General features: G+C 65.6%; 18 protein-coding genes. 11 read left to right on the forward strand and 7 right to left on the reverse strand.

Annotated elements, in window-relative coordinates:
* The first annotated feature begins 33 nt into the window (after positions 1-33).
* Positions 34-1,218: an MFS transporter gene (locus tag CRO75_RS11190; RefSeq protein WP_097135286.1), complete on the forward strand. Its 1,185-nt coding sequence runs from the start codon at positions 34-36 to the stop codon at positions 1,216-1,218.
* A gap of 157 nt (positions 1,219-1,375) precedes the next feature.
* On the forward strand, positions 1,376-2,083 hold the full coding sequence (locus CRO75_RS11195; RefSeq protein WP_097135288.1) for an HPP family protein: 708 nt from the start codon (positions 1,376-1,378) through the stop codon (positions 2,081-2,083).
* 169 nt (positions 2,084-2,252) lie between these two features.
* Here the strand turns inward: CRO75_RS11195 and CRO75_RS11200 are convergent, their stop codons facing one another.
* Positions 2,253-3,116, reverse strand: a complete 864-nt coding sequence (locus CRO75_RS11200) for a LysR family transcriptional regulator (protein ID WP_097135290.1) — start codon at positions 3,114-3,116, stop codon at positions 2,253-2,255.
* Positions 3,117-3,376: 260 nt separating this feature from the next.
* Between CRO75_RS11200 and CRO75_RS11205 the strand changes: the two genes are divergently transcribed.
* Together CRO75_RS11205 and CRO75_RS11210 are read left to right on the forward strand one after the other, a co-directional pair.
* Entirely contained in the window at positions 3,377-4,498 is a 1,122-nt protein-coding gene (locus tag CRO75_RS11205; protein WP_097135292.1) for an enoyl-CoA hydratase/isomerase family protein, read from the forward strand.
* A gap of 3 nt (positions 4,499-4,501) precedes the next feature.
* Positions 4,502-5,653 carry an acyl-CoA dehydrogenase family protein gene (locus CRO75_RS11210; protein ID WP_097135294.1) on the forward strand — a complete coding sequence of 384 codons (1,152 nt, stop codon included), beginning with the start codon at positions 4,502-4,504 and terminating at the stop codon, positions 5,651-5,653.
* Positions 5,654-5,908: 255 nt separating this feature from the next.
* Here the strand turns inward: CRO75_RS11210 and CRO75_RS11215 are convergent, their stop codons facing one another.
* From CRO75_RS11215 to CRO75_RS11240, 6 genes are all read right to left on the reverse strand, one after another.
* A complete protein-coding gene (locus CRO75_RS11215) occupies positions 5,909-6,682 on the reverse strand; it encodes an enoyl-CoA hydratase (RefSeq protein WP_097135296.1) in 774 nt (257 codons plus the stop codon).
* A gap of 20 nt (positions 6,683-6,702) precedes the next feature.
* Positions 6,703-7,830, reverse strand: a complete 1,128-nt coding sequence (locus CRO75_RS11220; protein ID WP_097135298.1) for an acyl-CoA dehydrogenase — start codon at positions 7,828-7,830, stop codon at positions 6,703-6,705.
* A gap of 9 nt (positions 7,831-7,839) precedes the next feature.
* Positions 7,840-9,030 (reverse strand): acetyl-CoA C-acyltransferase, encoded by a 1,191-nt coding sequence (locus CRO75_RS11225; RefSeq protein ID WP_177409743.1) that lies wholly within the window; start codon positions 9,028-9,030, stop codon positions 7,840-7,842.
* 9 nt (positions 9,031-9,039) lie between these two features.
* The gene (locus CRO75_RS11230; protein WP_007925739.1) at positions 9,040-9,801 is read right to left on the reverse strand and encodes an SDR family NAD(P)-dependent oxidoreductase; all 762 of its coding nucleotides are present in this window, start codon (positions 9,799-9,801) and stop codon (positions 9,040-9,042) included.
* An 18-nt stretch (positions 9,802-9,819) separates the two neighbouring features.
* Positions 9,820-11,484 (reverse strand): AMP-binding protein, encoded by a 1,665-nt coding sequence (locus CRO75_RS11235; RefSeq protein WP_097135300.1) that lies wholly within the window; start codon positions 11,482-11,484, stop codon positions 9,820-9,822.
* A gap of 595 nt (positions 11,485-12,079) precedes the next feature.
* A complete protein-coding gene (locus CRO75_RS11240) occupies positions 12,080-13,096 on the reverse strand; it encodes an AraC family transcriptional regulator (protein ID WP_009043808.1) in 1,017 nt (338 codons plus the stop codon).
* A 238-nt stretch (positions 13,097-13,334) separates the two neighbouring features.
* Here CRO75_RS11240 and CRO75_RS11245 point away from each other — a divergent pair, with 238 nt between their 5' ends.
* The 7 genes from CRO75_RS11245 (at position 13,335) to xylB (ending at position 23,662) form a co-directional block, all read left to right on the forward strand.
* Positions 13,335-15,542: a TonB-dependent siderophore receptor gene (locus tag CRO75_RS11245; protein WP_097135302.1), complete on the forward strand. Its 2,208-nt coding sequence runs from the start codon at positions 13,335-13,337 to the stop codon at positions 15,540-15,542.
* Between the two features lie 327 nt (positions 15,543-15,869).
* Positions 15,870-17,180, forward strand: coding sequence for a sugar ABC transporter substrate-binding protein (locus CRO75_RS11250; protein ID WP_097135304.1), 1,311 nt, complete (start codon positions 15,870-15,872; stop codon positions 17,178-17,180).
* A gap of 157 nt (positions 17,181-17,337) precedes the next feature.
* Positions 17,338-18,231, forward strand: coding sequence for a sugar ABC transporter permease (locus tag CRO75_RS11255; RefSeq protein ID WP_239990572.1), 894 nt, complete (start codon positions 17,338-17,340; stop codon positions 18,229-18,231).
* A gap of 10 nt (positions 18,232-18,241) precedes the next feature.
* A complete protein-coding gene (locus CRO75_RS11260) occupies positions 18,242-19,072 on the forward strand; it encodes a carbohydrate ABC transporter permease (RefSeq protein WP_009043804.1) in 831 nt (276 codons plus the stop codon).
* Between the two features lie 180 nt (positions 19,073-19,252).
* Positions 19,253-20,356 carry a sn-glycerol-3-phosphate ABC transporter ATP-binding protein UgpC gene (gene ugpC / locus CRO75_RS11265; RefSeq protein WP_097135306.1) on the forward strand — a complete coding sequence of 368 codons (1,104 nt, stop codon included), beginning with the start codon at positions 19,253-19,255 and terminating at the stop codon, positions 20,354-20,356.
* Positions 20,357-20,370: 14 nt separating this feature from the next.
* Positions 20,371-21,852, forward strand: coding sequence for a mannitol dehydrogenase family protein (locus CRO75_RS11270; RefSeq protein WP_097135308.1), 1,482 nt, complete (start codon positions 20,371-20,373; stop codon positions 21,850-21,852).
* 301 nt (positions 21,853-22,153) lie between these two features.
* A complete protein-coding gene (xylB, locus tag CRO75_RS11275) occupies positions 22,154-23,662 on the forward strand; it encodes a xylulokinase (RefSeq protein ID WP_097135310.1) in 1,509 nt (502 codons plus the stop codon).
* The last annotated feature ends 1 nt before the right edge of the window (position 23,663 follow it).

Consider the following 23,663-nt stretch of genomic DNA (forward strand, 5'->3'; position numbering starts at 1 on the left):
GCCCACTCAGACAACAAGGACTCGTGCACCACCGTGGCCACTTACTCGCTGGTTATCCGCCGCCTGATGATCTGCTCGCTGACCATTGTCGTCAGTCGCGCCATCACCAGCCCCCTGCTCACCCTGTTCCTCAGCGAAAAACTCGGCCTCGACCAGCAGGACGTCGGCCTGCTGCTGGGGGTCGCGGTGTTCATCGCCACGCTGCTCGCGCTGTATGGCGGCTACATCCTCGATCGCCTGGACAAGCGCCGGCTGCTGATCCTGAGCATGCTCTCCAGCGGCACCGGCTTTGTGCTGCTGACCTTCGCCCACAACCTCTACCTGACCACCGCGATCCTGGTGATCACCGAAACCGCCTCGGCGCTGTTCCTGATCGGCTCCAAGGCGATCATCAGCGAAAACCTGCCGGTGAGTCAGCGGGCCAGGGTGTTCTCCCTGCGCTACACCCTGACCAATATCGGCTACGCCACCGGCCCCATGCTCGGCGTGGTGATCGCCGGGCACCTGCCGCTGGCGCCGTTCCTGATCGCCGGCGCCATTGCCTTTCTCAGCACCCTGCTGATGCGCGGCATTCCAGCCACGCCGGGCCTGCCCTCGCTGAGCAAGCCGCAGAGTTTCCTCGACACCCTGGTGACCCTGAAAAACGACCGCACGCTGATCATGTTCACCTGCGGCTGCCTGCTCAGCACCATCGTCCATGGGCGCTTCACCCTGTACCTGTCGCAGTACCTGCTGGTCACCGAAGACACGAAAAGCGCCCTCGATACCATGGCCGCCCTGCTGGCCTGCAACGCCATCAGCGTGATCCTGCTGCAGTACCAGATCGGTCGTTTCCTCAAGCGCGAACAGCTGCGCTACTGGATCGCCGTCGGCACCAGCCTGTTCATCCTCGGCCTGATCGGCTTCAGCCTGGCCGACAGCCTGCTGGGCTGGTGCCTGGCGATGTTCGTCTTCACCCTTGGCGAGATGATCATCTACCCGGCGGAATTCCTGTTCATCGACACCCTGGCGCCCGAGGCCCTGCGCGGCAGCTATTACGGCGCGCAGAACCTCGCGGCCCTGGGCGGCGCCTTGAGCCCGGTGATCTGCGGCTACCTGCTGGTGCATACCCCGGCACCGACCATGTTCTATGCCCTGAGCACCTTGACCGCCCTGGGCGGCCTGCTGTGTTTCATGAGCGGACGGCGGGTGGCCCTGGCCGCCACAGTACAAAAATAATGCACTTAAACAGCATTATTATGAATTTGTAGGCGTTTGGTTTGATCGGCACACTGTGCCGGTTCCTCCCCCCAAATGTTGGAACGTTTCAGGGCTTTCTGGTGCGCCAGACAAGCCCTTCTTTTTGCCCGCAAAACCGGAATTGGATCGCTTCGTCATGCTCGCTCGCTGGAAACCCGCCGCCATCAATACCCGCCCCTCGGAATGGAGCCGCGCCGCGATCGGCATGGCCTTGGGCACGCTGTTCAGTGTCTGGTTGTGCGGCCGGGTGTTCGGCATGGAGGTGGCGCTGCACCTGATCGGGCCGCTGGGGGCTTCGGCGGTGCTGCTGTTCGCGGTGTCGTCGGGGGCGCTGGCGCAACCCTGGTCGATCCTCGGCGGCTACCTGTGCGCCGCCGTCCTGGCGTTGCTGGTGGCCCATGTGCTCGGGCGCACCCTGGGCAGCGCCTGCCTGGCCGCCGGCATGTCCCTGGTGCTGATGTGCTGGCTGCACTGCCTGCATCCGCCGGCCGGCGCAGTGGCCCTGACGATGGTGCTGGCCGACCCGGCCACCATCGCCCTCGACTGGCAGGCCCTTGGCCCGGTGATGCTCGCGGCGCTGTGCCTGTTGCTCAGCGCCCTGGCCTACAACAACCTGACCCGCATCCGCTACCCCAAGGGCCAGAGCGAACCCGCGCCCCAACTGCCCGCCGATCAGCTATCCACCGATACCCTGGCCATCACCGCCGCCGACCTCAAGCTGGCGCTGGATGATATGCAGGAATTCTTCGACGTCACGCCGCAAGATCTGGAACAACTGATCCACGCCAGTGAGGCCCATGCGCGCCGGCGCAGTATTGGCGAGGTGTTGGCGCCGCGGGTGTGATCGGGGTTATCCGGACAGATCGCGGACTCAGGTTTTACGGCGACTGCGTTGCCGATCGCAGCCTCGCGGGCTCGGCAGCGGCTACACAGGCTCCACAATCCCTGTAGCCGCTGCCGCAGGCTGCGCTCGACCGCGAAGCGGTCGTAAACCAGGCGCCGCGTTTTACGACTCAGATCATCGGATCCCAACGCTGCGACCAGTCGGTGTCGCTGGCGATGACTTCGCGCAGCACCTCGAAGGCCTGCTGCAACTGGGCCGAATCCCGTTCGCGGGCGTACAGCAGGTAGGTCGGGAAATTGAATTCCGGGGCCTTTTCCACCCGTTCCAGCACGCCGCTGTCCAGATAGCTTTGCACCACCCGGGTGCGGAAGTAGCCGCTGCCACCGTCTTCGAGAATGAACTGCAAGGCCAGCGGCCCGAGGTTGAAACCCACCGCGGCCTTGGCCTGGTCCGGCAGCGCCGCGTCGTGCTGGCGGCGGAAATCCTCGCCCCAATCGATGTACACATAAGGCTCGGGGTTGCCGGCCAGGCGCACCAGGATCAGCTTTTCCTCGAGCAACTGCTCGACCTGCAACCCCGGCCCGTACACCGGCTGGAACACCAGCGCGGCGTCCAGCACGCCGAGTTCCAGCTGGCGTTGCAGGCTCGCGCCTTCGGCGATCTGGCTGCGCACCGCGTGGCTGGGAATCGCCTGGCGCAAGCGCCTTACCCAGTTGAGCATCAGCGGGTTGCACAGGCTGACTTCACCGCCGATGTGCAGCACGTTGCGATAACCGGCCAGCAGCGGCAGGTCACGCTGGGCGGCTTCCCAGGTCTGCACCAGCTGGTTGGCGTAGACGATGAACGCTTCGCCGTCGGCGGTCAGCCGGGCCCCGGCGCGGTTGCGCACGAACAGCTTGCAGTTGAGCTGGCCTTCGAGGTTCTGCACCCGGGCGCTGATCGCGGTCTGGGTCAGGTGCAGGCGCTCGGCCGCGGCGATCAGGCTGCCGCTGCGGACGATTTGCAAAAAGGTGCGGGCCAGGTCGATGTCCATGTTGCCTCGGGATCACGAAAGTCGAGCGCCATTGTAGCGGCGCGCGTCGTCCGGCGCGCCTGGACGGCGGATAAATACGGGCCCGCCATGCAGGCTTCGGCTGCACCACAAGCAGCGTCGAAGGCGGCTGCGCCCCATGCAAAAATGCACAGCCAACCTGCAGTTATCCGGGTTGTACATGGCAAATTTGCACTGTTACGATCCCTCATCGTTCGCGCGCGAACACACCTATAAAGAACAATAAAAGCAGGGAGTTAGTGATGACTGCTCAGGTTCCATCCCAGGCCACGCGAGACGCCGGCGCCACGTCGGTCGAGGCCTCGCAACAGGACGTACTGGCCGAAGTCCGCAACCACATCGGTCACCTGACCCTCAACCGCCCCGCCGGCCTCAATGCCATCACCCTCGGCATGGTGCGCACCCTGCAACGCCAGCTCGATGCCTGGGCCCAGGATCCGCAGGTGCACGCGGTGGTCCTGCGCGGCGCCGGCGAAAAAGCCTTCTGCGCCGGTGGCGATATCCGCACCCTGTACGACAGCTACCAGAACGGCCAGACCCTGCACGAGGAATTCTTCGTCGAGGAATACGCGCTGGACCTGGCGATCCACCGTTACCGCAAGCCGGTGCTGGCGCTGATGGACGGTTTTGTCCTCGGCGGCGGCATGGGCCTGGTCCAGGGCGCCGACCTGCGCCTGATCACCGAGCGCAGCCGCCTGGCGATGCCGGAAGTGGCCATCGGTTATTTCCCGGATGTCGGCGGCAGTTATTTCCTGTCGCGTATTCCCGGCGAGCTGGGCATCTACCTGGGGGTCAGCGGTGTGCAGATTCGCGCCGCCGATGCCCTGTACTGCGGGCTGGCGGACTGGTACCTGGAGAGCGACCAGCTGAGCCTGCTGGACCAGCGCCTCGACAGCCTGCAATGGCACGACACCCCGCTCAAGGACCTGCAGGGCCTGCTGGCCAGGCTCGGTGTGCAGCAACTGCCGGACGCGCCACTGGCGGCGCTGCGCCCGGCCATCGACCACTTCTTTGCCCAGGCCGATGTACCGAGCATCGTGCAACAGCTGCGCGAAGTGACCCTGGGCGATACTCATGAATGGGCTGTCAGCACCGCCGACCTGCTCTCGACTCGCTCGCCGCTGGCCATGGCCGTGACCCTGGAAATGCTCCGGCGCGGCCGCCAGCTGAGCCTGGAACACTGCTTCGCCCTGGAGCTGCACCTGGACCGCCAGTGGTTCGAGCGCGGCGACCTGATCGAGGGCGTGCGCGCCCTGCTGATCGACAAAGACAAGAACCCACGCTGGAACCCACCGACCCTGCAGGCGCTGGACGCCGCGCATGTGGCGAGTTTCTTCAGTGCTTTCGACCCGAGCCGGAGCTGAGCCATGCACGACATTGAATTGAGCGAAGAGCAGGTGATGATCCGCGACATGGCCCGGGACTTCGCCCGCGGTGAAATCGCCCCCCATGCCCAGGCCTGGGAAAAGGCCGGCTGGATCGACGACGCCCTGGTGGCGAAGATGGGCGAGCTGGGCCTGCTGGGCATGGTGGTGCCCGAGGAATGGGGCGGCACCTACGTCGACTACGTGGCCTACGCCCTGGCGGTGGAAGAAATCTCCGCCGGCGACGGCGCCACCGGTGCGCTGATGAGCATCCACAACTCGGTGGGCTGCGGGCCGATCCTCAACTACGGCAGCGAGGAGCAGAAACAGACCTGGCTGGCGGACCTGGCCAGCGGCCAGGCGATCGGCTGCTTCTGCCTGACCGAACCCCAGGCCGGTTCCGAAGCCCACAACCTGCGCACCCGCGCCGAACTCAAGGACGGCCAGTGGGTGATCAACGGCGCCAAGCAGTTCGTCAGCAACGGCCGGCGCGCCAAGCTGGCCATCGTCTTCGCGGTGACCGATCCGGAGCTGGGCAAGAAAGGCCTGTCGGCGTTCCTGGTGCCCACCGACACCCCGGGTTTTATCGTCGATCGCAGCGAACACAAGATGGGCATCCGCGCTTCGGACACCTGCGCGGTGACCCTCAACCAGTGCACCGTCCCCGAGGCCAACCTGCTGGGCGAACGCGGCAAGGGCCTGGCCATCGCCCTGTCCAATCTCGAAGGCGGCCGCATCGGCATCGCCGCCCAGGCCCTGGGCATTGCCCGCGCCGCGTTCGAGGCGGCGCTGGCCTACGCCCGCGAACGGGTGCAGTTCGACAAACCGATCATCGAGCACCAGAGCATCGCCAACCTGCTGGCCGACATGCACACTCGCCTCAACGCCGCGCGCCTGCTGATCCTGCATGCCGCGCGCCTGCGCAGCGCCGGCCTGCCATGCCTGTCGGAAGCCTCCCAGGCCAAGCTGTTCGCTTCGGAAATGGCCGAGAAGGTCTGCTCCTCGGCGATCCAGATCCACGGCGGCTACGGTTACCTCGAGGACTACCCGGTGGAGCGTTACTACCGGGACGCACGGATCACCCAGATCTACGAAGGCTCCAGCGAGATCCAGCGCATGCTGATCACCCGGGAGCTGAAGCACTATCTGTTGTGACCGCCTAAAAGCATCGCGGGCACGCCGAGATGTAGCCGCTGGCGCAGCCTGCGATCGAGGCCGAAGGACTCGCTGTCAGCCCTGACGCGGCCCATCCATTGAACCGCGTCGCCCGCCTTGCGACCGTACCGGTCGATCGCAGGCTGCGCCAATGGTTACAGGCACACGCGTTGCCCGCGATAGCTTCCGTACAAACACCGCACAAAAAAAATCGCAGCCAAGGCTGCGATTTTTTATGGGTAGCGACAGCCCGGACTATTTGTCCTTGAACTGCGCCTCGCGCTTGGCGATAAACGCCGCCATGCCTTCCTTCTGGTCCTCGGTGGCGAAGGCCGCATGGAACACCCGGCGCTCGAAACGCACGCCTTCCGAGAGGCTGACTTCGAAGGCGCGGTTCACGCTTTCCTTGATCATCATGCTCACCGGCAGCGATTTGCCGGCGATCAGCGCCGCGACTTTCAACGCCTCGTCCAACAGCTCATCGGCCGGCACGATGCGCGCGACGATGCCGCAACGCTCGGCTTCCACCGCATCGATAAAACGTCCGGTCAGGCACATTTCCATGGCCTTGGCCTTGCCCACGGCGCGGGTCAGGCGCTGGGTGCCGCCCATGCCCGGCAGCACGCCGAGGTTGATTTCCGGCTGGCCGAACTTGGCGTTGTCGCCGGCCAGGATAAAATCGCACATCAGCGCCAGCTCGCAGCCGCCGCCCAGGGCAAAACCGTTGACCGCGGCGATGATCGGCTTGCGCCGGTTGGCCACCCGGTCGCTGTCGCTGAACAGGTCGTCCATGTAGATCCGCGGGTAGGTCAGCTCGGCCATTTCCTTGATGTCGGCGCCGGCGGCGAAGGCCTTCTTCGAGCCGGTGAGGACGATACAGCCGATCCGTGGATCGGCTTCCAGGCTGTCCAGGGCCTGGTTCAGCTCGCTGACGATCTGCGCGTTGAGGGCGTTCAGCGCCTGCGGGCGGTTGAGGGTGATCAGGCCGACGCGGTCCTTGATCTCCAACAGAATGGTTTCGTAACTCATGGATCAGCTCCTGCTAAAAGTCAGAGGTTGCGCGAAATGACCATGCGCTGAATGTCGCTGGTGCCTTCGTAGATCTGGCAGACCCGCACGTCGCGGTAGATGCGCTCCAGCGGAAAGTCGTTCAAGTAGCCATAGCCGCCCAGGGTTTGCAAGGCGGCGGAACAGACCTTCTCGGCCATTTCCGAGGCGAACAGTTTGGCCATCGACGCCTCCACCAGCGCTGGCTTGCCGCTGTCGCGCAGGGCCGCGGCGTAGTGCACCATCTGCCGCGCCACGGCGATCTGGGTGGCCATGTCCGCCAGGCGGAAGGCCACCGCCTGATGCTCGATGATCGGCTTGCCGAAGCTCTGCCGCTCGCGGGCGTAATCACGGGCGGCCTCGAAGGCCGCGCGGGCCATGCCCACCGATTGCGAAGCGATGCCCACGCGACCGCCTTCAAGGTTGGCCAGGGCGATCTTGTAGCCCTCGCCCTCCTCGCCCAGGCGGTTGGCCAGCGGCACCTTCACGTCCTCGAAGAGAATCTGGCAGGTGTCGGAGGCGTGCTGGCCGAGCTTGTCTTCCACCCGCGCGACGCTGTAGCCCGGCGAGTCGGTGGGCACGATAAAGGCGCTGATGCCGCGCTTGCCGGCCGCCGGGTCGGTCACCGCGAACACGATCACCACCCCGGCGTTCTGCCCGGAGGTGATGAACTGTTTGCAGCCGTTGAGCACGTAATGCTCGCCCTCCAGCCGCGCCCGGGTTTTCAGGCTGCTGGCGTCGGAGCCGGCCTGGGGTTCGGTCAGGGCGAAGGCGCCGAGCATGGCACCGCTGGCCAGGGGCTTGAGGAAACGCTCTTTCTGTTCGTCGCTGCCGAACTTGAGGATCGGCACGCAGCCCACCGAGTTGTGCACGCTCATGATGGTTGAGCAGGCACCGTCGCCGGCGGCGATCTCTTCCAGGGCCATGGCGTAGGCCAGGTAACCGGTGTCGCAACCGCCCCACTGCTCCGGCACCAGCATGCCGAAAAAGCCCAACCCGGCCATCTCGCCGATGGCCTCGCGGGGGAAGCGATGCTCGCGATCCCATTCGGCGGCGAACGGCTTCAGGCGTTCCTGGGCGAACTGCCGGGCCGCGTCGCTGATCTGCTGTTGTTCGTCATTAGGCAGCATGGTGATTCCTTAATACAGGCATTCGACGGCCATGGCCGTGGCTTCGCCGCCGCCGATGCAGATGGCCGCGACGCCGCGCTTCAGGCCTTGCTGGCGCAGGGCCGAGAGCAGGGTCACCAGGATCCGCGCGCCGGACGCGCCGATCGGATGGCCCAGGGCACAGGCGCCGCCGTGGACGTTGACCTTGTCGTGGGGGATTTCCAGCTTCTGCATGGTGACCAGGCTGACCACGGCAAAGGCTTCGTTGATTTCGAACAGCTCGACCTGATCCAGCGACCAGCCGGTCTTCTTCATCAGTTTCTTGATCGCCCCGACCGGGGCCACCGGGAACAGCCCCGGGGTGTCGGCGAACGCCGCGTGACCGTGGATCACCGCCAGCGGCTTGAGGCCCCGTTGCTCGGCCTCGGAACGGCGCATCAGCACCAGGGCCGCGGCGCCGTCGGAGATTGAGCTGGAGTTGGCCGCGGTGACGGTGCCGCCGTCGCGGAACGCCGGTTTCAGCGTGGCGATCTTGTCCAGCCTGGCCTTGGGCGGCTGTTCGTCGTCGCTGATGGTCTGCTGTTCCTTGCCGACGGTGACCTGCAGCGGCACGATTTCCGCCTTGAAGCTGCCGTCCTTGATCGCCTGCTGGGCGCGGGTCAGCGAGGCCACGGCGAAGGCATCCTGGGCTTCGCGGCTGAAGCCGTTGGTCTCGGCGCAGTCTTCGGCGAAGGTGCCCATCAGGCGGCCCTTGTCGTAGGCGTCTTCGAGGCCGTCGAGGAACATGTGGTCGAGCACCCGCCCATGGCCCATGCGATAGCCGCTGCGCGCACGATCCAGCAGGTAAGGCGCGTTGGACATGCTTTCCATGCCGCCGGCGATCACTACGTCGGCGCTGCCGGCCAGCAGCATGTCGTGGGCGGCGATGGTCGCGGCCATGCCGGAACCGCACATCTTGTTCAGGGTGGTGCAGCGGGTAGCCTTGTCCAGCCCGGCGCCCAGCGCCGCCTGACGGGCCGGCGCCTGGCCGAGACCGGCCGGTAGCACACAGCCGAACAGCACTTCATCGACGCTGTCGCTGGCCACCCCGGCACGCTCGACGGCGGCACGGATAGCGGCGGCGCCGAGCTGCGGCGCGGTCAGGCTTTTCAACTCGCCCTGGAAGCCGCCCATGGGGGTGCGGACGGCGCTGACGATAACGATCGGATCCTGGTTCATGATCAATCCTCTTTACTTGGCTGCCATGCGCAAGGCGCCGTCGAGACGGATCACCTCGCCATTGAGCATGCTGTTGCTAATGATATGCCCGACCAAGGCGGCGTACTCGTCCGGCTTGCCCAGGCGTGGCGGGAACGGCACGCCGGCGGCCAGGGACGCGCGGACTTCGTCGCTCATGCCGGCCATCATCGGGGTTTCGAAAATGCCCGGGGCGATGGTCATCACGCGGATGCCGAAGCGCGCCAGTTCGCGGGCGGCCGGCAGGGTCAGGCTGGCGATGGCGCCCTTGGAGGCGGCATAGGCGGCCTGGCCGATCTGCCCGTCGAAGGCCGCCGCCGAGGCGGTGTTGATGATCACCCCGCGCTCGCCGTCGGCGTTCGGCTCGCCTTCGGCAATCGCCGCCGCGGCCAGGCGCATCAGGTTGAAGCTGCCGATCAGGTTGACGTTGATCACCTGGCTGAAGCTGGCCAGGGCATGGGGACCGTGCTTGCCGAGGATCTTCTCGCCGCGCACGATGCCGGCGCAGTTGACCAGCCCGTGCAAGCCGCCGAACGCCTTGAGCGTGGCCTGCACCGCCGCTTCGGCGGCCGCTTCGTCAGTGATATCGGCGACCGTGCTCTGGCAGCCGAGCTGGCGCGCCTGGGCCGCGACGGCCTCGGCGTTGAGATCCACCAGCATCACCTGGGCGCCGGCCTTGACCAGCATCTGCGCGGTGGCCGCGCCGAGACCGGAAGCGCCGCCGCTGACGAGAAAAACCTTGTTTTCGATGTGCATCATGAGTTCCTGGGTAATTCAGGCCGAAGCCTTGTGCGCCGCGGCCTCTTGAGCCTTGGCGATTTCCTGGTTGCGCAGGATGAAGCGCTGCAACTTGCCGCTTGGGGTTTTCGGCAATTCGCTGACAAATTCGATTTCACGGGGATACGCGTGCGCGGCCAGGCGTTTGCGCACATGCTGGCGCAGTTCTTCGGCCAGCTCCGGCGCGGCGCGGTACTGCGGGCTGAGCACGACGAAGGCCTTGACCAGTTCGGTGCGCTCCGGGTCGGGCTTGCCGATCACCGCCGCCTCGACCACCGCCGGGTGCTCGATCAGCGCGCTTTCCACGTCGAACGGGCCGACCCGGTAACCGGAGGTGGTGATCACGTCGTCGCTGCGCCCGACGAAGCTGATGCTGCCGTCCGGGTTCAGCTCCACGGTGTCGCCGCTGAGGTAGTAATTGCCGACGAAGGCCTTGGTCACCACGCCGTGGTAGCCGTTGAACCAGCACATCGGCGACTGGCTGCGGTCGATGGCGAGGATCCCCGGTTGGCCCACCGACAGTTCCTGGTGCTGCTCGTCGAGCACCACGATGCGGTGGCCGGGCGAGGCGAAACCGGCCGCGCCGACATGCACCGGGTGCTCCAGGCCGTGGTGGTTGCACAGGACCATGCCCAGCTCGGTCTGGCCGTAATGGTCGTGGATCACCACGCCAAGGTTGTCGGCGAACCAGCGGATCACCTCCGGGTTCAGCGGCTCGCCGGCGCTGCTGACAATGCGCAGCTTGCCCTTGATCGAGCGGGCGAACTCGTCGCCGCCGGCGATCAGCAGGCGATACGCAGTCGGTGAACCGGTGAGGTTGCTGATCCCGTATTTGTTGATCACCCGGCAAGTGCTTTCCAGGGTGAAGGGCCCATCGTAGAAGGTAATCGGGTGGCCCAGGCCCAGCGGGCCGGTGACGCCGAAGTAGATGCCATAGGCCCAGCCCGGGTCGGCGACGTTCCAGAACGCGTCTTCGGGGCGCAGGTCGACGGCGTCGCGGGTGTAGCTCTGGAACGCGACGATGGCCTTGAGCGGCACGTACAGGGCTTTGGACGGGCCGGTGGTGCCGGAGGTGAACATCAGCAGGAACGGGTCTTCGCCGGTCAGCAGCACGGGTTCGCACTGCGCCGGGTAATTGCCCAGCTCGGCCCAGAAACTGAAGTCGCCGCGGACGATGCCCTGGCCCTTGGCGCCCGCGACCGTGACGATGGTCGGGCAGTCGGCCACCTCATTGAGCTTTGGCCGGTTGACCGCGTCGGTCACCACCACTTTGGCCCCGGAGCTGTTCAGGCGGTGTTCGATGGCCTTGGGGCCGAAGGCGGTGAACAGCGGCTGGTAGACCGCGCCGATGCGCCAGGTGGCGAGTACCGCGATCAACAGTTCGACGTTGCGCGGCAGCAGGCCGGCGACCTTGTCGCCCTGGCCCACGCCCTGGGCCAGCAGGAAGTTGGCGAAACGCGCGGCCTGGTCCTGCAACTCGCTGAAGGTATAGGTCGCGCTACTGCCGTCGCGGCCCTCCCAGAACAGCGCGATGCGCCCCGGCAAGGCGTGCCGGTCACAGCATTCGACGCAGGCATTGAGGGCCGACAAGGAGCCGTGCAGGGCCGCGTCGACGGTGTGCTGATAATTGAAGTGTGCCGTGGCAAACAGGTAATCGCGCATTGCCAGAATCCCTCGCTGTTCTTATTAGGATGGGAACCAATGGGAACCACAAAGACATCGGGCAAATACTGGCGCCACGGCCCGGACGGGACAATGGTCAAAGCTTTCAAGTTGCGTGACTGGTTTGGCCAAGAATCCCATGGCGACCACCCCCCTGTAGCCGCTGCCGAGCCTGCGAGGCTGCGTTCGACCGCGAGCGGTCGCAAGCCGGGCGACGCGTTTTGCCTGACGCACCGCAAGCTCAGGTTTCGCGGCAACTGCGTTGCCGATCGCAGCCTCGCGCTGCTCGGCAGCGGCTACAGGAATCGGTGTGGCCGCTGCTGAGCCTGCGAGGTTGCGCAGCGGTCGCAAGCCGGGCGACGCGTTCTGCCTGACGCACGGCAGGCCCAGGTTTTGCGGCAACTGCGTTGCCGGTCGCAGCCTCGCGCTGCTCGGCAGCGGCTACCCAGGTTCCCCGTAGCCGCTGCCGCAGGCTGCGATCGAGGCCGCAGGACTCGCTATCAGCCTTGACGCGGTGCATCAGAGACACCGCGCTGCACGCCTTTGCGACCGTTCCGGTTGATCGCAGCCTGCGCCAGCGGCTGCAGGGAGGCGCTCAGGTCGGGTCGTTGAGGATCAGGCTGCGATAGTGCCCGGGGTTGGAGCCGGACCATTTGCGAAAGGCCTTGTAGAACGAGCTGGCGTCGGCGAAGCCCAGGCGGCTGGCGATTTCCGTGAAGCTGATCTGCGGCTCGGCCAGCCAGGCGATCGCCAGCTCCTTGCGCACCCCGTCCTTGAGGCCCTGGTAGGTCTGCCCTTCTTCCGCCAGGCGGCGGCGCAGGGTCGAGGCCGACATGCACAGGCTGTGGGCCAGGCTCTCGGTCTCCGGCCACTGCGCGGCGGGCAGCTGGCGCAGGTCGTGCTTGATGCGGCTGGCCAGGCTCTGCGGGTCGCGGTATTTGACCAGGATGTTGGCCGGCGCCTGGGCCAGGAAGCGCTTGAGCTCCTCGTCACTGCGCTTGATCGGCAGGTCCAGGCAGTCGGCGGCAATGATCATCCGCGTGCGAGGCCGGTCGAAGCGTAGGTTCTGCGAGAACATCACCTGGTAATCGTCGCAGAAATCCGGTTCCGGGCAGCGCAGCTCGATGGCCAGGATCGGGATGCGCCGCCCGGCCAGCCAGCAAGCCACACCGTGGACGATCATCCAGTAGGTGAAATAGGTGAAGGCGCGGCGCGGCGCCTGCTCATCCTCCAGCAGGACGATCTCCGCCAGGCTCTGCTGGCGCACCAGTTGGGCCGGCAGCCGTTCGAGCATCAGCGACAGGAACGCCAGCCCGGATTCCAGGCCCGCGGCCAGGTTCTGCCGGGCCATGGCGGTGCGACAGAGAAACGCCAGGCTGCCGGATTTCAGCTTGCGCGGGTCCATGCCGAAAAACTCGTCGTCCGTGCGCCGGGCCAGCAGGCGCCACAGCCGGGCATAGGCCAGCGCGGGCACGCGGGCGGCGCTGACGTCCAGCTGGGCCGGGTCGATACCGGCCTTGAGCAGCACTTCTTCGCTGGCGGCACCCGGGGCGCAGCTTTGCAGCAGCGCTTCGCGCACCAGTTGCATGGAGATGGTGTCTTTTTCCGACATCGCGCTGAACGGTTTCCTGCATGAAGAAATGGCCGGTCATCTTAGGCAGTGACCGGTAAAAAGCCAGAGCGCTTTTATCTAAAGTGCAGCATACGTCCGATGCCCAGTGGTGACTTTTACTGGCTTCCATTGCGAAACGTCCTAAATTTCGCGGGATAGCCGCAATAGCCCCCTCGCAGCCGTTCTTAGCAATCAATCTCAAATAGGATTAACTCTCACCAAAAAGAGAGCGTTTCTTATGCAAACGAAAGCCCCATCTGCCTTGCCACCCCATCGCCTGCTGGCCTCTACCCTGGGCCTTGCCCTGGCCTCCTGCGCCGGCGCGGCCGAAGCCGGCGAACGGCAGAAATCCCTGCAACTGGACAACATCAAGGTCGAAGCCGAGCAACCCGGTTCCCGCACCGAACGCTCGGCCTCCGCCAAGTACGTGGCGCCGCTGCTGGACACCCCGCAGACCATCACCGTGGTGCCACCCAAGCTGATCCAGGAACAGCAGGCGCTGAGCCTGCGCCAGGTGCTGTCGAACGTGTCGGGCATCACTTTCAATGCCGGCGAAGGCGGTGGCGGCTCGGGGGACAGCATCAACATCCGCGGCTTCTCGGCCAACAGCAACATGCAGATCGACGGCCTGCGCGACAGCGCGCAGACCAACCGTTCCGACACCTTCAACGTCGAGCAGGTGGAGGTCATCAAGGGCCCCAACTCGGTGTTCGGCGGCGCCGGCACCACCGGCGGCAGCATCAACGTGGTCAGCAAGCAACCGAAGAACCAGGCCTTCACCCGCCTCGGCGGCAGCCTCGGCAGCGACAATTACTACCGCCTGACGCTGGACAGCAACCAGCCGCTGGAAGGCGTCGGCCAGGACAGCGCGGTGCGGATCAACCTGATGGGCCATCAGAACGATGTGCCCGGCCGCGAAAAGATCGACCGCGAGCGCTGGGGCCTCGCGCCCTCGTTGCGCCTGGGCTTCAGCGACGCCACCCGGCTGACCCTCAGCGCCTTCCACCAGAGCGACGACAACCTGCCGGACTACGGCGTACCGGCGCTCGACGGCAAGAAGCTGGCCGGGGTCAAGCGCGATGCCTATTTCGGCTGGAAGAACCTCGACAAGGAAGAGATCGAACAGAACGCCTTCACCGCCGACTTCGAGCATGACTTCAACGACCAGTTGCGCCTGCAGAACCTCACGCGCTACAGCCGCACCGCGCGCGACACCGTGGTCTCGGCGTCCCATGTCAACACCAGCGGCGTGCCGGCGGGTCGCTACCGCCCGGCCGGGCCCCAGGCCTACGGGCGCGACGCCACCACCGAAATGTGGATCAACCAGACCAACCTGATCGGCGACTTCGAGTTCGCCGGCATGCGCCACGACCTGGTGGCGGGCCTGGAACTGTCGCGGGAAACCCTCGACCTGAAGACCTACAACCACAGCCTGAGCACGGCCCTGTATCCGCGCAACGGCTATACCCTGGGCAGCCCGCCCGGGCGCTGGAACGGCCCGGTCAACAAGGCCACCAGCGGCTACACCGAGACCACCCTCAAGGGCCAGGCGTACTACCTGTTCGACACCATCGCCCTGAGCGAGCGCTGGGACCTCAACCTCGGCCTGCGCTACGACAAGATCAAGGGCGACGTCGACAAGTACTCGGCCAGCCATGTGAAAAACGACAGCCTGGCCTCGGACACGAACAAGGCCAGCGCGCGCACCGGGCTGGTGTTCAAGCCGACCGAGAACGGGCGCATCTATGCCGCCTGGGGCAACTCCTTCAACCCTTCCGCCGAGAACCTGGCCTCCACCGGCGGCGGCTTGAGCAAGGGCAACCAGGACCTGGCGCCGGAGAAGAACGAAACCTGGGAACTGGGCACCAAGTGGGAGCTGCTGGACAAGCGCCTGGAGCTGGACGCCGCGCTGTTTCGCGTAGAGAAGAGCAACGCCCGGGAAACCATGGCCGACGGCTCGACCCAACTGGCCGGCAAGCAGCGGGTGCAAGGCGTGGAAATCGGCGTCACCGGGCATGTCAGCGAGCAGTGGGATGTGTTCGCCAACTACACCTTCCTCGACAGCGAAATCCTCAACGCGGCGAACACCGCCTCGGGCATCGCGCGCAAGGGCCAGGCCCTGGGCAACACGCCGCCGCGCTCGCTCAACCTGTGGACCACCTACGAGTTGCCGGCCGGCTGGACCCTGGGTTACGGCACTCGCTATGTCAGCGAGCGCAACGTCAGCTCCAGCACCCGCGCCAAGCTGGACGCCTACTGGGTGCACAACGCTATGCTCGGCTACAAGGTCAACCACAACCTCGACCTGCAGTTGAACGTCAATAACCTGTTCGACAAGGACTACGTGGAACGGGTGCGCCAGCAGAGCGGCTCGACGACACGCTCCTCGGCCATCGAGTACGGCGACGCCCGCGCGGCGATCCTGTCGGCCACCTATACGTTCTGACCCTGCCCCTCAGTACGAAGCCTCGTTGCCCGGGGCTTCGTCGCTGCGCTCCCCACACGCTGGTGCCGGCCGCTTCGGCAAAAAAACCAATACGCAATCTCCGCGGCTTTACCGGGTCGGAACACGCTGATCCTTGGTCCATGGCGGCTTGCGCCGGGCGAAGGCTTTCATCGCAGTGCAAAAAAGTATCGATTCGAGTGTCAGGGATGATTTGTCAGCGCGGTCGTTGAGGGCTGTAATCAGCCCCACATTCTTCCCAGCATCCGGAAGACACAACAACAATAACCGTCCTTCTGCCGCCCACCGGGCCCGGAAGAGGAGTGCACGATGAAACCTTGCATCAAAGCCCTGCTCGTCACCACCTGCATGACCTTAAGCGGCGTCAGCCTCGGCGCCCAGACCGTGACCATCGCCACCGTCAACAACAGCGACATGATCCGCATGCAGAAACTCTCGAAGGCCTTCGAGAGCGAGCATCCGGACATCAAGCTGAACTGGGTGGTGCTCGAAGAGAACGTGCTGCGCCAGCGTCTGACCACCGACATCGCCACCCAGGGCGGGCAGTTCGATGTGCTGACCATCGGCATGTACGAAGCCGCGCTGTGGGGCGCCAAGGGCTGGCTGCAACCGATGCAGGACCTGCCCGCCGCCTATGACCTGCAGGACATCTTCCCCTCGGTCCGCGAAGGCCTGTCGGCCAAGGGCACGCTGTACGCCCTGCCGTTCTACGCCGAAAGCTCGATGACCTACTACCGCACCGACCTGTTCAAGGACGCCGGCCTGGTCATGCCCGAACACCCGACCTGGGAACAGATCGGCGAGTTCGCCGGCAAGCTCAACAAACCCGAGCAGGAACAGTACGGCATCTGCCTGCGCGGCAAGGCCGGCTGGGGCGAGAACATGGCCCTGATCACCACCCTGGCCAACGGTTTCGGCGCGCGCTGGTTCAATGAGCAGTGGCAGCCGGAATTCACCGGGCCGGAATGGAAAAACGCCCTGGCCTTCTACGTCGACACCATGAAAAAGGCCGGCCCGCCCGGCGCCTCCAGCAACGGTTTCAACGAGAACCTGGCGCTGTTCAACAGCGGCAAGTGCGCGATCTGGGTCGACGCCAGCGTCGCCGGCTCCTTCGTCACCGACAAGTCGCAGAGCAAGGTCAGCGAACACGTCGGCTTTACCTACGCGCCGCAGCAGGTGACCGACAAGGGCAGCGCCTGGATGTACTCCTGGGCGCTGGCGATCCCCACCAGCTCCAAGGCCAAGGACGCCGCGCGGACCTTCGCCACCTGGGCCACCTCCAAGGAATACGGGGCCCTGGTCGCCGCGCAAGACGGCATCGCCAACGTGCCGCCAGGCACCCGCGCCTCCACCTACAGCGAGGCCTATATGCAGGCCGCGCCATTCGCCAGGGTGACCCTGGAGTCGCTGAAAGTCGCCGACCCGACCAGGCCGACCCTCAAGCCGGTGCCCTACATCGGTATCCAGCTGGTGACCATCCCCGAGTTCCAGGCCATCGGCACCCAGGTCGGCAAGCTGTTCTCCGCCGCGCTGATCGGCCAGACCACGGTCGACCAGGCCCTGGCCGCCGCCCAGCAGACCACCGAACGCGAAATGAAACGCGCCGGCTACCCCAAGTAATCCCCCATCCCTGTACCTGTAGGAGCGAGCTTGCTCGCGATGCTTTCCACGCCTTCGGCGTGATCGCGAGCAAGCTCGCTCCTACGGGAGGGAACGCATCTGCACCGGAACGGTTGTGATCGCCATGAATACCTCGACTGCCAATGCTCATCTGCAAATGCCCCAGGTCGCGCGCAAGCGCCGCCTGCTCAACCCCGGCTGGTTCCTGGTCAGCCCCTCGGTGGCGCTGTTGCTGCTGTGGATGATCGTGCCCCTGGGCATGACCCTGTATTTCTCGCTGATCCGCTACAACCTGCTGTACCCCGGCGAGAACCAGTTCGTCGGCCTGGAGAACTTCAGCTACTTCCTCAGCGACTCGGGCTTTCTGCCCGGGGCCGCCAACACCCTGTTGCTGGTGGGCAGCGTGCTGCTGATCAGCGTGGTGTTCGGGGTGCTGATCAGCGCCCTGCTGGAGGCCAGCGAGTTCCTCGGCCGCGGCATTGTCCGGGTGCTGCTGATCTCGCCGTTCTTCATCATGCCCACGGTGGGCGCGCTGATCTGGAAGAACCTGATCTTCCACCCGGTGTCGGGGATTCTCGCCGCCGTGTGGAAGCTGTTCGGCGCCCAGCCGGTGGACTGGCTGGCCCATTACCCGCTGCTGTCGATCATCATCATTGTCTCGTGGCAGTGGCTGCCGTTCGCCATCCTGATCCTGATGACCGCCATGCAGTCGCTGGACCAGGAACAGAAGGAAGCCGCGCGCCTGGATGGCGCCGGGGCCGTCGCGATCTTCTGGCACCTGACCCTGCCGCACCTGGCGCGGCCCATCGCAGTGGTGGTGATGATCGAGACCATCTTCCTGCTCTCGGTGTTCGCCGAAATATTCACCACCACCAACGGTGGCCCGGGCTACGCCTCGACCAACCTCGCCTACCTGATCTACAACCAGGCGCTGGTGCAGTTCGACGTCGGCATGGCCTCGGCCGGCGGCCTGATCGCCGTGGTCATCGCCAATATCGCCGCGATCGTCCTGGTACGGATGCTCGGCAAAAACCTGACTGACAAGCCCTGAGGTGCGCGCCATGACCCTGCAACAATCCCGCCGCCTGCAAAGCCTGCTGCTCGGCACCCTGGCCTGGGCCATCGCCATCCTGATCTTCTTCCCGATCTTCTGGATGCTGCTGACCAGCTTCAAGAGCGAAATCGACGCCTTTGCCACGCCGCCGCAGTTCATCTTCACGCCGACGCTGGAGAACTACCTGCATATCAACGAGCGCAGCAACTACTTCGCTTTCGCCTGGAACTCGGTGGTGATCTCCTTCAGCGCCACCGCCCTGTGCCTGCTGATCGCGGTGCCGGCGGCCTACTCCATGGCCTTTTACGAGACCCGCAATACCAAGCGCACCCTGCTGTGGATGCTGTCGACCAAGATGCTGCCGCCGGTGGGCGTGCTGATGCCGATCTACCTGCTGGCCAAGAGCTTTGGCCTGCTGGACACACGCATCGCGCTGATCGCGATCTACACCCTGATCAACCTGCCGATCGTGGTCTGGATGATTTACACCTACTTCAAGGACATCCCCCGGGACATCCTCGAGGCCGCGCGGCTGGACGGCGCGACCCTGGGCCAGGAAATGCTCCGGGTGCTGCTGCCGATCGCCAAGGGCGGGCTGGCCTCCACCGTGCTGCTGTCGCTGATCCTGTGCTGGAACGAGGCGTTCTGGTCGCTGAACCTGACCTCGTCCAACGCCGCGCCGCTGACCGCGCTGATCGCCTCCTACTCCAGCCCCGAAGGGCTGTTCTGGGCCAAGCTCTCGGCGGTCTCGACCCTGGCCTGCGCGCCGATCCTGATCTTCGGCTGGATCAGCCAGAAACAACTGGTGCGCGGCCTGTCCTTCGGCGCCGTGAAATAAACCGAACGCCACCCTTGATCAATGCTGCTCCAAACCTTGATCAAAACCCCGTAGCCGCTGCCGAAGGCTGCGATCGGCCCCGAAGGGGTCGTGCTTTTCAAGATCGAGGGAAGGCTCTTCGAGCCTTATCGCAGCCTGCGGCAGCGGCTACACCGAAATTCTGAAATCCGGAGAGATTCCATGGCCAACCTGAAAATCAACAACCTGCAAAAAGGCTTCGAAGGTTTTTCCATCATCAAGGGTATCGACCTGGAGGTGCGCGACAAGGAGTTTGTGGTCTTCGTCGGCCCCTCGGGCTGCGGCAAATCCACCCTGCTGCGGCTGATCGCCGGCCTGGAGGAAGTCAGCGGCGGCACCATCGAGCTCGATGGCCGCGACATCACCGAGGTCAGCCCGGCCAAGCGCGACCTGGCCATGGTGTTCCAGACCTACGCCCTGTACCCGCACATGAGCGTGCGCAAGAACATGTCCTTTGCCCTGGACCTGGCCGGCGTGCCGAAAGCCGAGGTGCAACAGAAGGTCGACGAAGCGGCGCGCATCCTCGAACTGGGGCCGATGCTCGAGCGCAAGCCCAAGCAGCTGTCCGGCGGCCAGCGCCAGCGCGTAGCGATTGGCCGGGCCATCGTGCGCAACCCGAAGATCTTCCTGTTCGACGAGCCGCTGTCCAACCTCGACGCGGCGCTGCGGGTGCAGATGCGCCTGGAGCTGGCGCGCCTGCATAAAGAGCTGCAGGCGACCATGATCTACGTGACCCACGACCAGGTCGAAGCCATGACCCTGGCCGACAAGGTGGTGGTGCTCAACGGCGGGCGCGTGGAACAGGTGGGCTCGCCGCTGGAGCTGTACCACAGCCCGGCCAACCTGTTTGTCGCCGGTTTCCTCGGCACGCCGAAGATGGGCTTTCTCAAGGGCCGGCTGAGCCGGGTCGATGGCCAGGGCTGCGAGGTGCTGCTGGAGGCCGGCACCCGCATCCAGCTGCCGCAGAGCGGCGCCCACTTGAGCGTCGACAGCCCGGTGACCCTGGGCATTCGTCCCGAACACCTGGAGCTGGCCCGGCCCGGCGACTGCACCCTGCAGGTCACCGCCGACGTCAGCGAACGCCTGGGCAGCGACACCTTCTGCCACGTCGTCACCGCCTCCGGCGAAGCCCTGACGATGCGTATCCGCGGCGACCTGGCCAGCGCCTATGGCCAGCAGCTGAGCCTGAACCTGGACGCCGAGCACTGCCACCTCTTCGATGCCGACGGCGTGGCCGTGGCCAGGCCGCTGCGCGCCGCCGCCTGAACGAGAACCGAACGATGAAACTGAACCGACACAACCTCCACCGCCTGGCCCCTGAAGTCCGCCTGCCCGCCTACGACCTGGCCGAGACCCGGCAAGGCATGGTGCATATCGGCGTGGGCGGTTTCCACCGGGCGCACCAGGCCTACTACACCGATGCCCTGATGAACACCGGCGAAGGCCTGGACTGGAGCATCTGCGGGGTCGGCCTGCGCGCCGAGGACCGCCGCGCCCGCGACGACCTGGCCGGCCAGGACTACCTGTTCACCCTGTTCGAGCTGGGCGACAGCGACGCCGCCGAAGTGCGGGTGATCGGCGCCATTAGCGACATGCTGCTGGCCGAGGACGGCGCCCGGGCGCTGATCGACAAACTGGCCGACCCGCAGATCCGCATCGTCTCGCTGACCATCACCGAAGGTGGCTACTGCATCGACGACAGCAGCGGCGAGTTCATGGCCCACCTGCCGCAGATCCAGCACGACCTGGCCCACCCGCAGCAGCCGCAGACCGTGTTCGGCTTTCTCTGCGCGGCCCTGGCCCAGCGCCGGGCGGCCGGGGTCGCGGCCTTTACCCTGATGTCCTGCGATAACCTGCCGCACAACGGCGCGGTGACCCGCAAGGCGCTGCTGGCCTTCGCCGGGCAGCGCGACGCCGACCTGCGCGACTGGATCGCCGCCAACGTCAGTTTCCCCAATGCCATGGTCGACCGCATCACGCCGATGACCAGCACCGCCCACCGCCTGCAACTGCACGACCAGCACGGCATCGACGACGCCTGGCCGGTGGTCTGCGAGCCCTTTGCGCAATGGGTGCTGGAAGACAAGTTCGTCAGCGGCCGGCCGGCCTGGGAAAAGGTCGGCGTGCAATTCACCGACGACGTCACGCCCTATGAGGAGATGAAGATCAAGCTGCTCAACGGCAGCCACCTGGCCCTGACCTACCTGGGGTTCCTCAAGGGTTATCGCTTTGTCCACGAGACTATGGCCGACCCGCTGTTCGTGGCGTACATGCGCGCCTACATGGACCTGGACGTGACCCCGCAACTGGCACCGGTACCGGGCATCGACCTGGACGACTACAAGGACACCCTGGTGGCGCGTTTCTCCAACCGGGCGATTGCCGACCAGCTGGAGCGGGTCTGCTCCGACGGCTCGTCGAAGCTGCCCAAGTTCAGCGTGCCGACCCTCAATCGCCTGATCGCCGATGGCCGCGACACCGAACGCGCCGCCCTGGTCGTCGCCGCCTGGGCCCGGTACCTCAAGGGCGTGGACGAAAACGGCGACACCTACCGCATTCCCGACCCGCGCGCCGCGTTCTGCCAGGCGCTGGTGGCGGACGACGCACTGATCAGCCAGCGATTGTTAGCGGTCGAGGAGATCTTCGGCAGCGCCATCCCCAACTCGCCGGCCTTTGTCGAAGCCTTCGAACGCTGCTACAGCAGCCTGCGCGACAACGGCGTGACCCGCACCCTGGAGCGGGTGTTGGCCCGGGACCGCTGATGCTTGCCTGTCGCGGGTGCGTTGATCCAGGCAGATCGCGGACTCAGGTTTTGCGATTGCTACGCAATCGATCGCAGCCTCGCGGGCTCGGCAGCGGCTACACCGCCGTCGCACCTGTAGCCGCTGCCGAAGGCTGCGATCGGCGGCGTAGCCGACGCAAATCCTGCCAACGCGTTTCTCCAGGCAAATCGCGGACTCAGGTTTTGCGATTGCTACGTCGGAATGCCGCCCAAACCGGTCGCAGCCTCGCAGGCTCGGCAGCGGCTACAGTGGGTTTGATTAATTTTGTGCAGGTTCATCCATGACGACGCAACAGCTTTTCCTCGGCATCGACTGCGGCACCCAGGGCACCAAGGCCATCGTCCTCGACGCCACCAGCGGTGAAGTACTGGGCCTGGGCGCAGCGCCCCACAGCCTGATCAGCGGCGCTAACGGCCGCCGTGAACAGGACGTCGAGCAATGGCGCGAGGCGTTCACCCTGGCCACCCGCCACGCGTTATTGACGGCGGGGGTCAGCGGCCTGGACATCCTCGGCCTCGGCGTCTCCGGCCAACAGCACGGCCTGGTCCTGCTCGACCAGCAGGGCCAGGTGCTGCGCCCGGCCAAGCTCTGGTGCGACACCGAATCCACCCCGCAGAACCAGCGCCTGCTGGATTACCTGGGCGGCGAACAGGGCTCCCTGGAGCGCCTCGGCGTGGCGATTGCCCCCGGCTACACGGTGTCGAAACTGCTGTGGACCCGGGAACAGCATCCGCAGATCTTCCAGCGCATCGCCCATGTGCTGCTGCCCCACGACTACCTGAATTACTGGCTGACCGGCCGCTGCTGCAGCGAATACGGCGATGCCTCGGGTACCGGCTATTTCAACGTGCGCAGCCGCCAGTGGGACCTGGAACTGCTCCGGCACATCGACCCCGACGGCCGCCTGGAAGCCGCCTTGCCGGAACTGCTCGAAGCCGACCAGCCGGTGGGCACACTGCTGCCGGAGCTTGCCTGGCACCTGGGCCTCAACCCGCGGGCGCTGGTGTCCAGCGGTGGCGGCGACAACATGCTCGGGGCCATCGGCACCGGCAATATCCAGCCCGGGGCGATCACCATGAGCCTGGGTTCCTCCGGCACCCTGTACGCCTACGCCGAGCAACCACGGGTCAGCGCGGACGCCGCGGTGGCGACCTTCTGTTCCTCCAGCGGCGGCTGGCTGCCGCTGATCTGCACCATGAACCTGACCAATGCCACCGGCGCGGTGCGCGAACTGTTCGAGCTGGATATCGACGCCTTCAACCGACTGGTGGCGCAGGCGCCGATCGGTGCCGAGGGCGTGTGCATGCTGCCGTTCCTCAACGGCGAGCGGGTCCCCGCCCTGCCCCATGCCAGCGGCAGCCTGCTGGGGCTGACCGCCGACAACCTGACCCGGGCCAACCTGTGCCGCGCGGTGGTCGAGGGCACCACCTTCGGCCTGCGCTACGGTCTGGACCTGCTGCGCCACAACGGCCTGCAAAGCCAGGGCATCCGCCTGATCGGCGGCGGTTCGAAAAGCCCGCTGTGGCGGCAGATGGTCGCCGATATCATGCACACCCCGGTGGTCTGCACCGAGCAGAGCGAAGCGGCGGCCCTGGGCGCGGCGATCCAGGCGGCCTGGTGCCATTCCCGCAGCAGCGACCGGCCGCAGAGCCTGGCGCAGTTGTGCCAGCGCTGCGTGAGGCTCGATGCAAGCAGCGAAACCTTGCCGATAGCGGCCAATGTCGCGGCCTATCAGCAGGCCTATGAACGTTACCAACAGCATGTGACAACCCTTTTGAAGAGCGAATGAC

The sequence above is a fragment of the Pseudomonas sp. LAMO17WK12:I10 genome (assembly GCF_900215185.1).
GTDB classification, from domain to species: Bacteria; Pseudomonadota; Gammaproteobacteria; order Pseudomonadales; family Pseudomonadaceae; genus Aquipseudomonas; species Aquipseudomonas chlororaphis.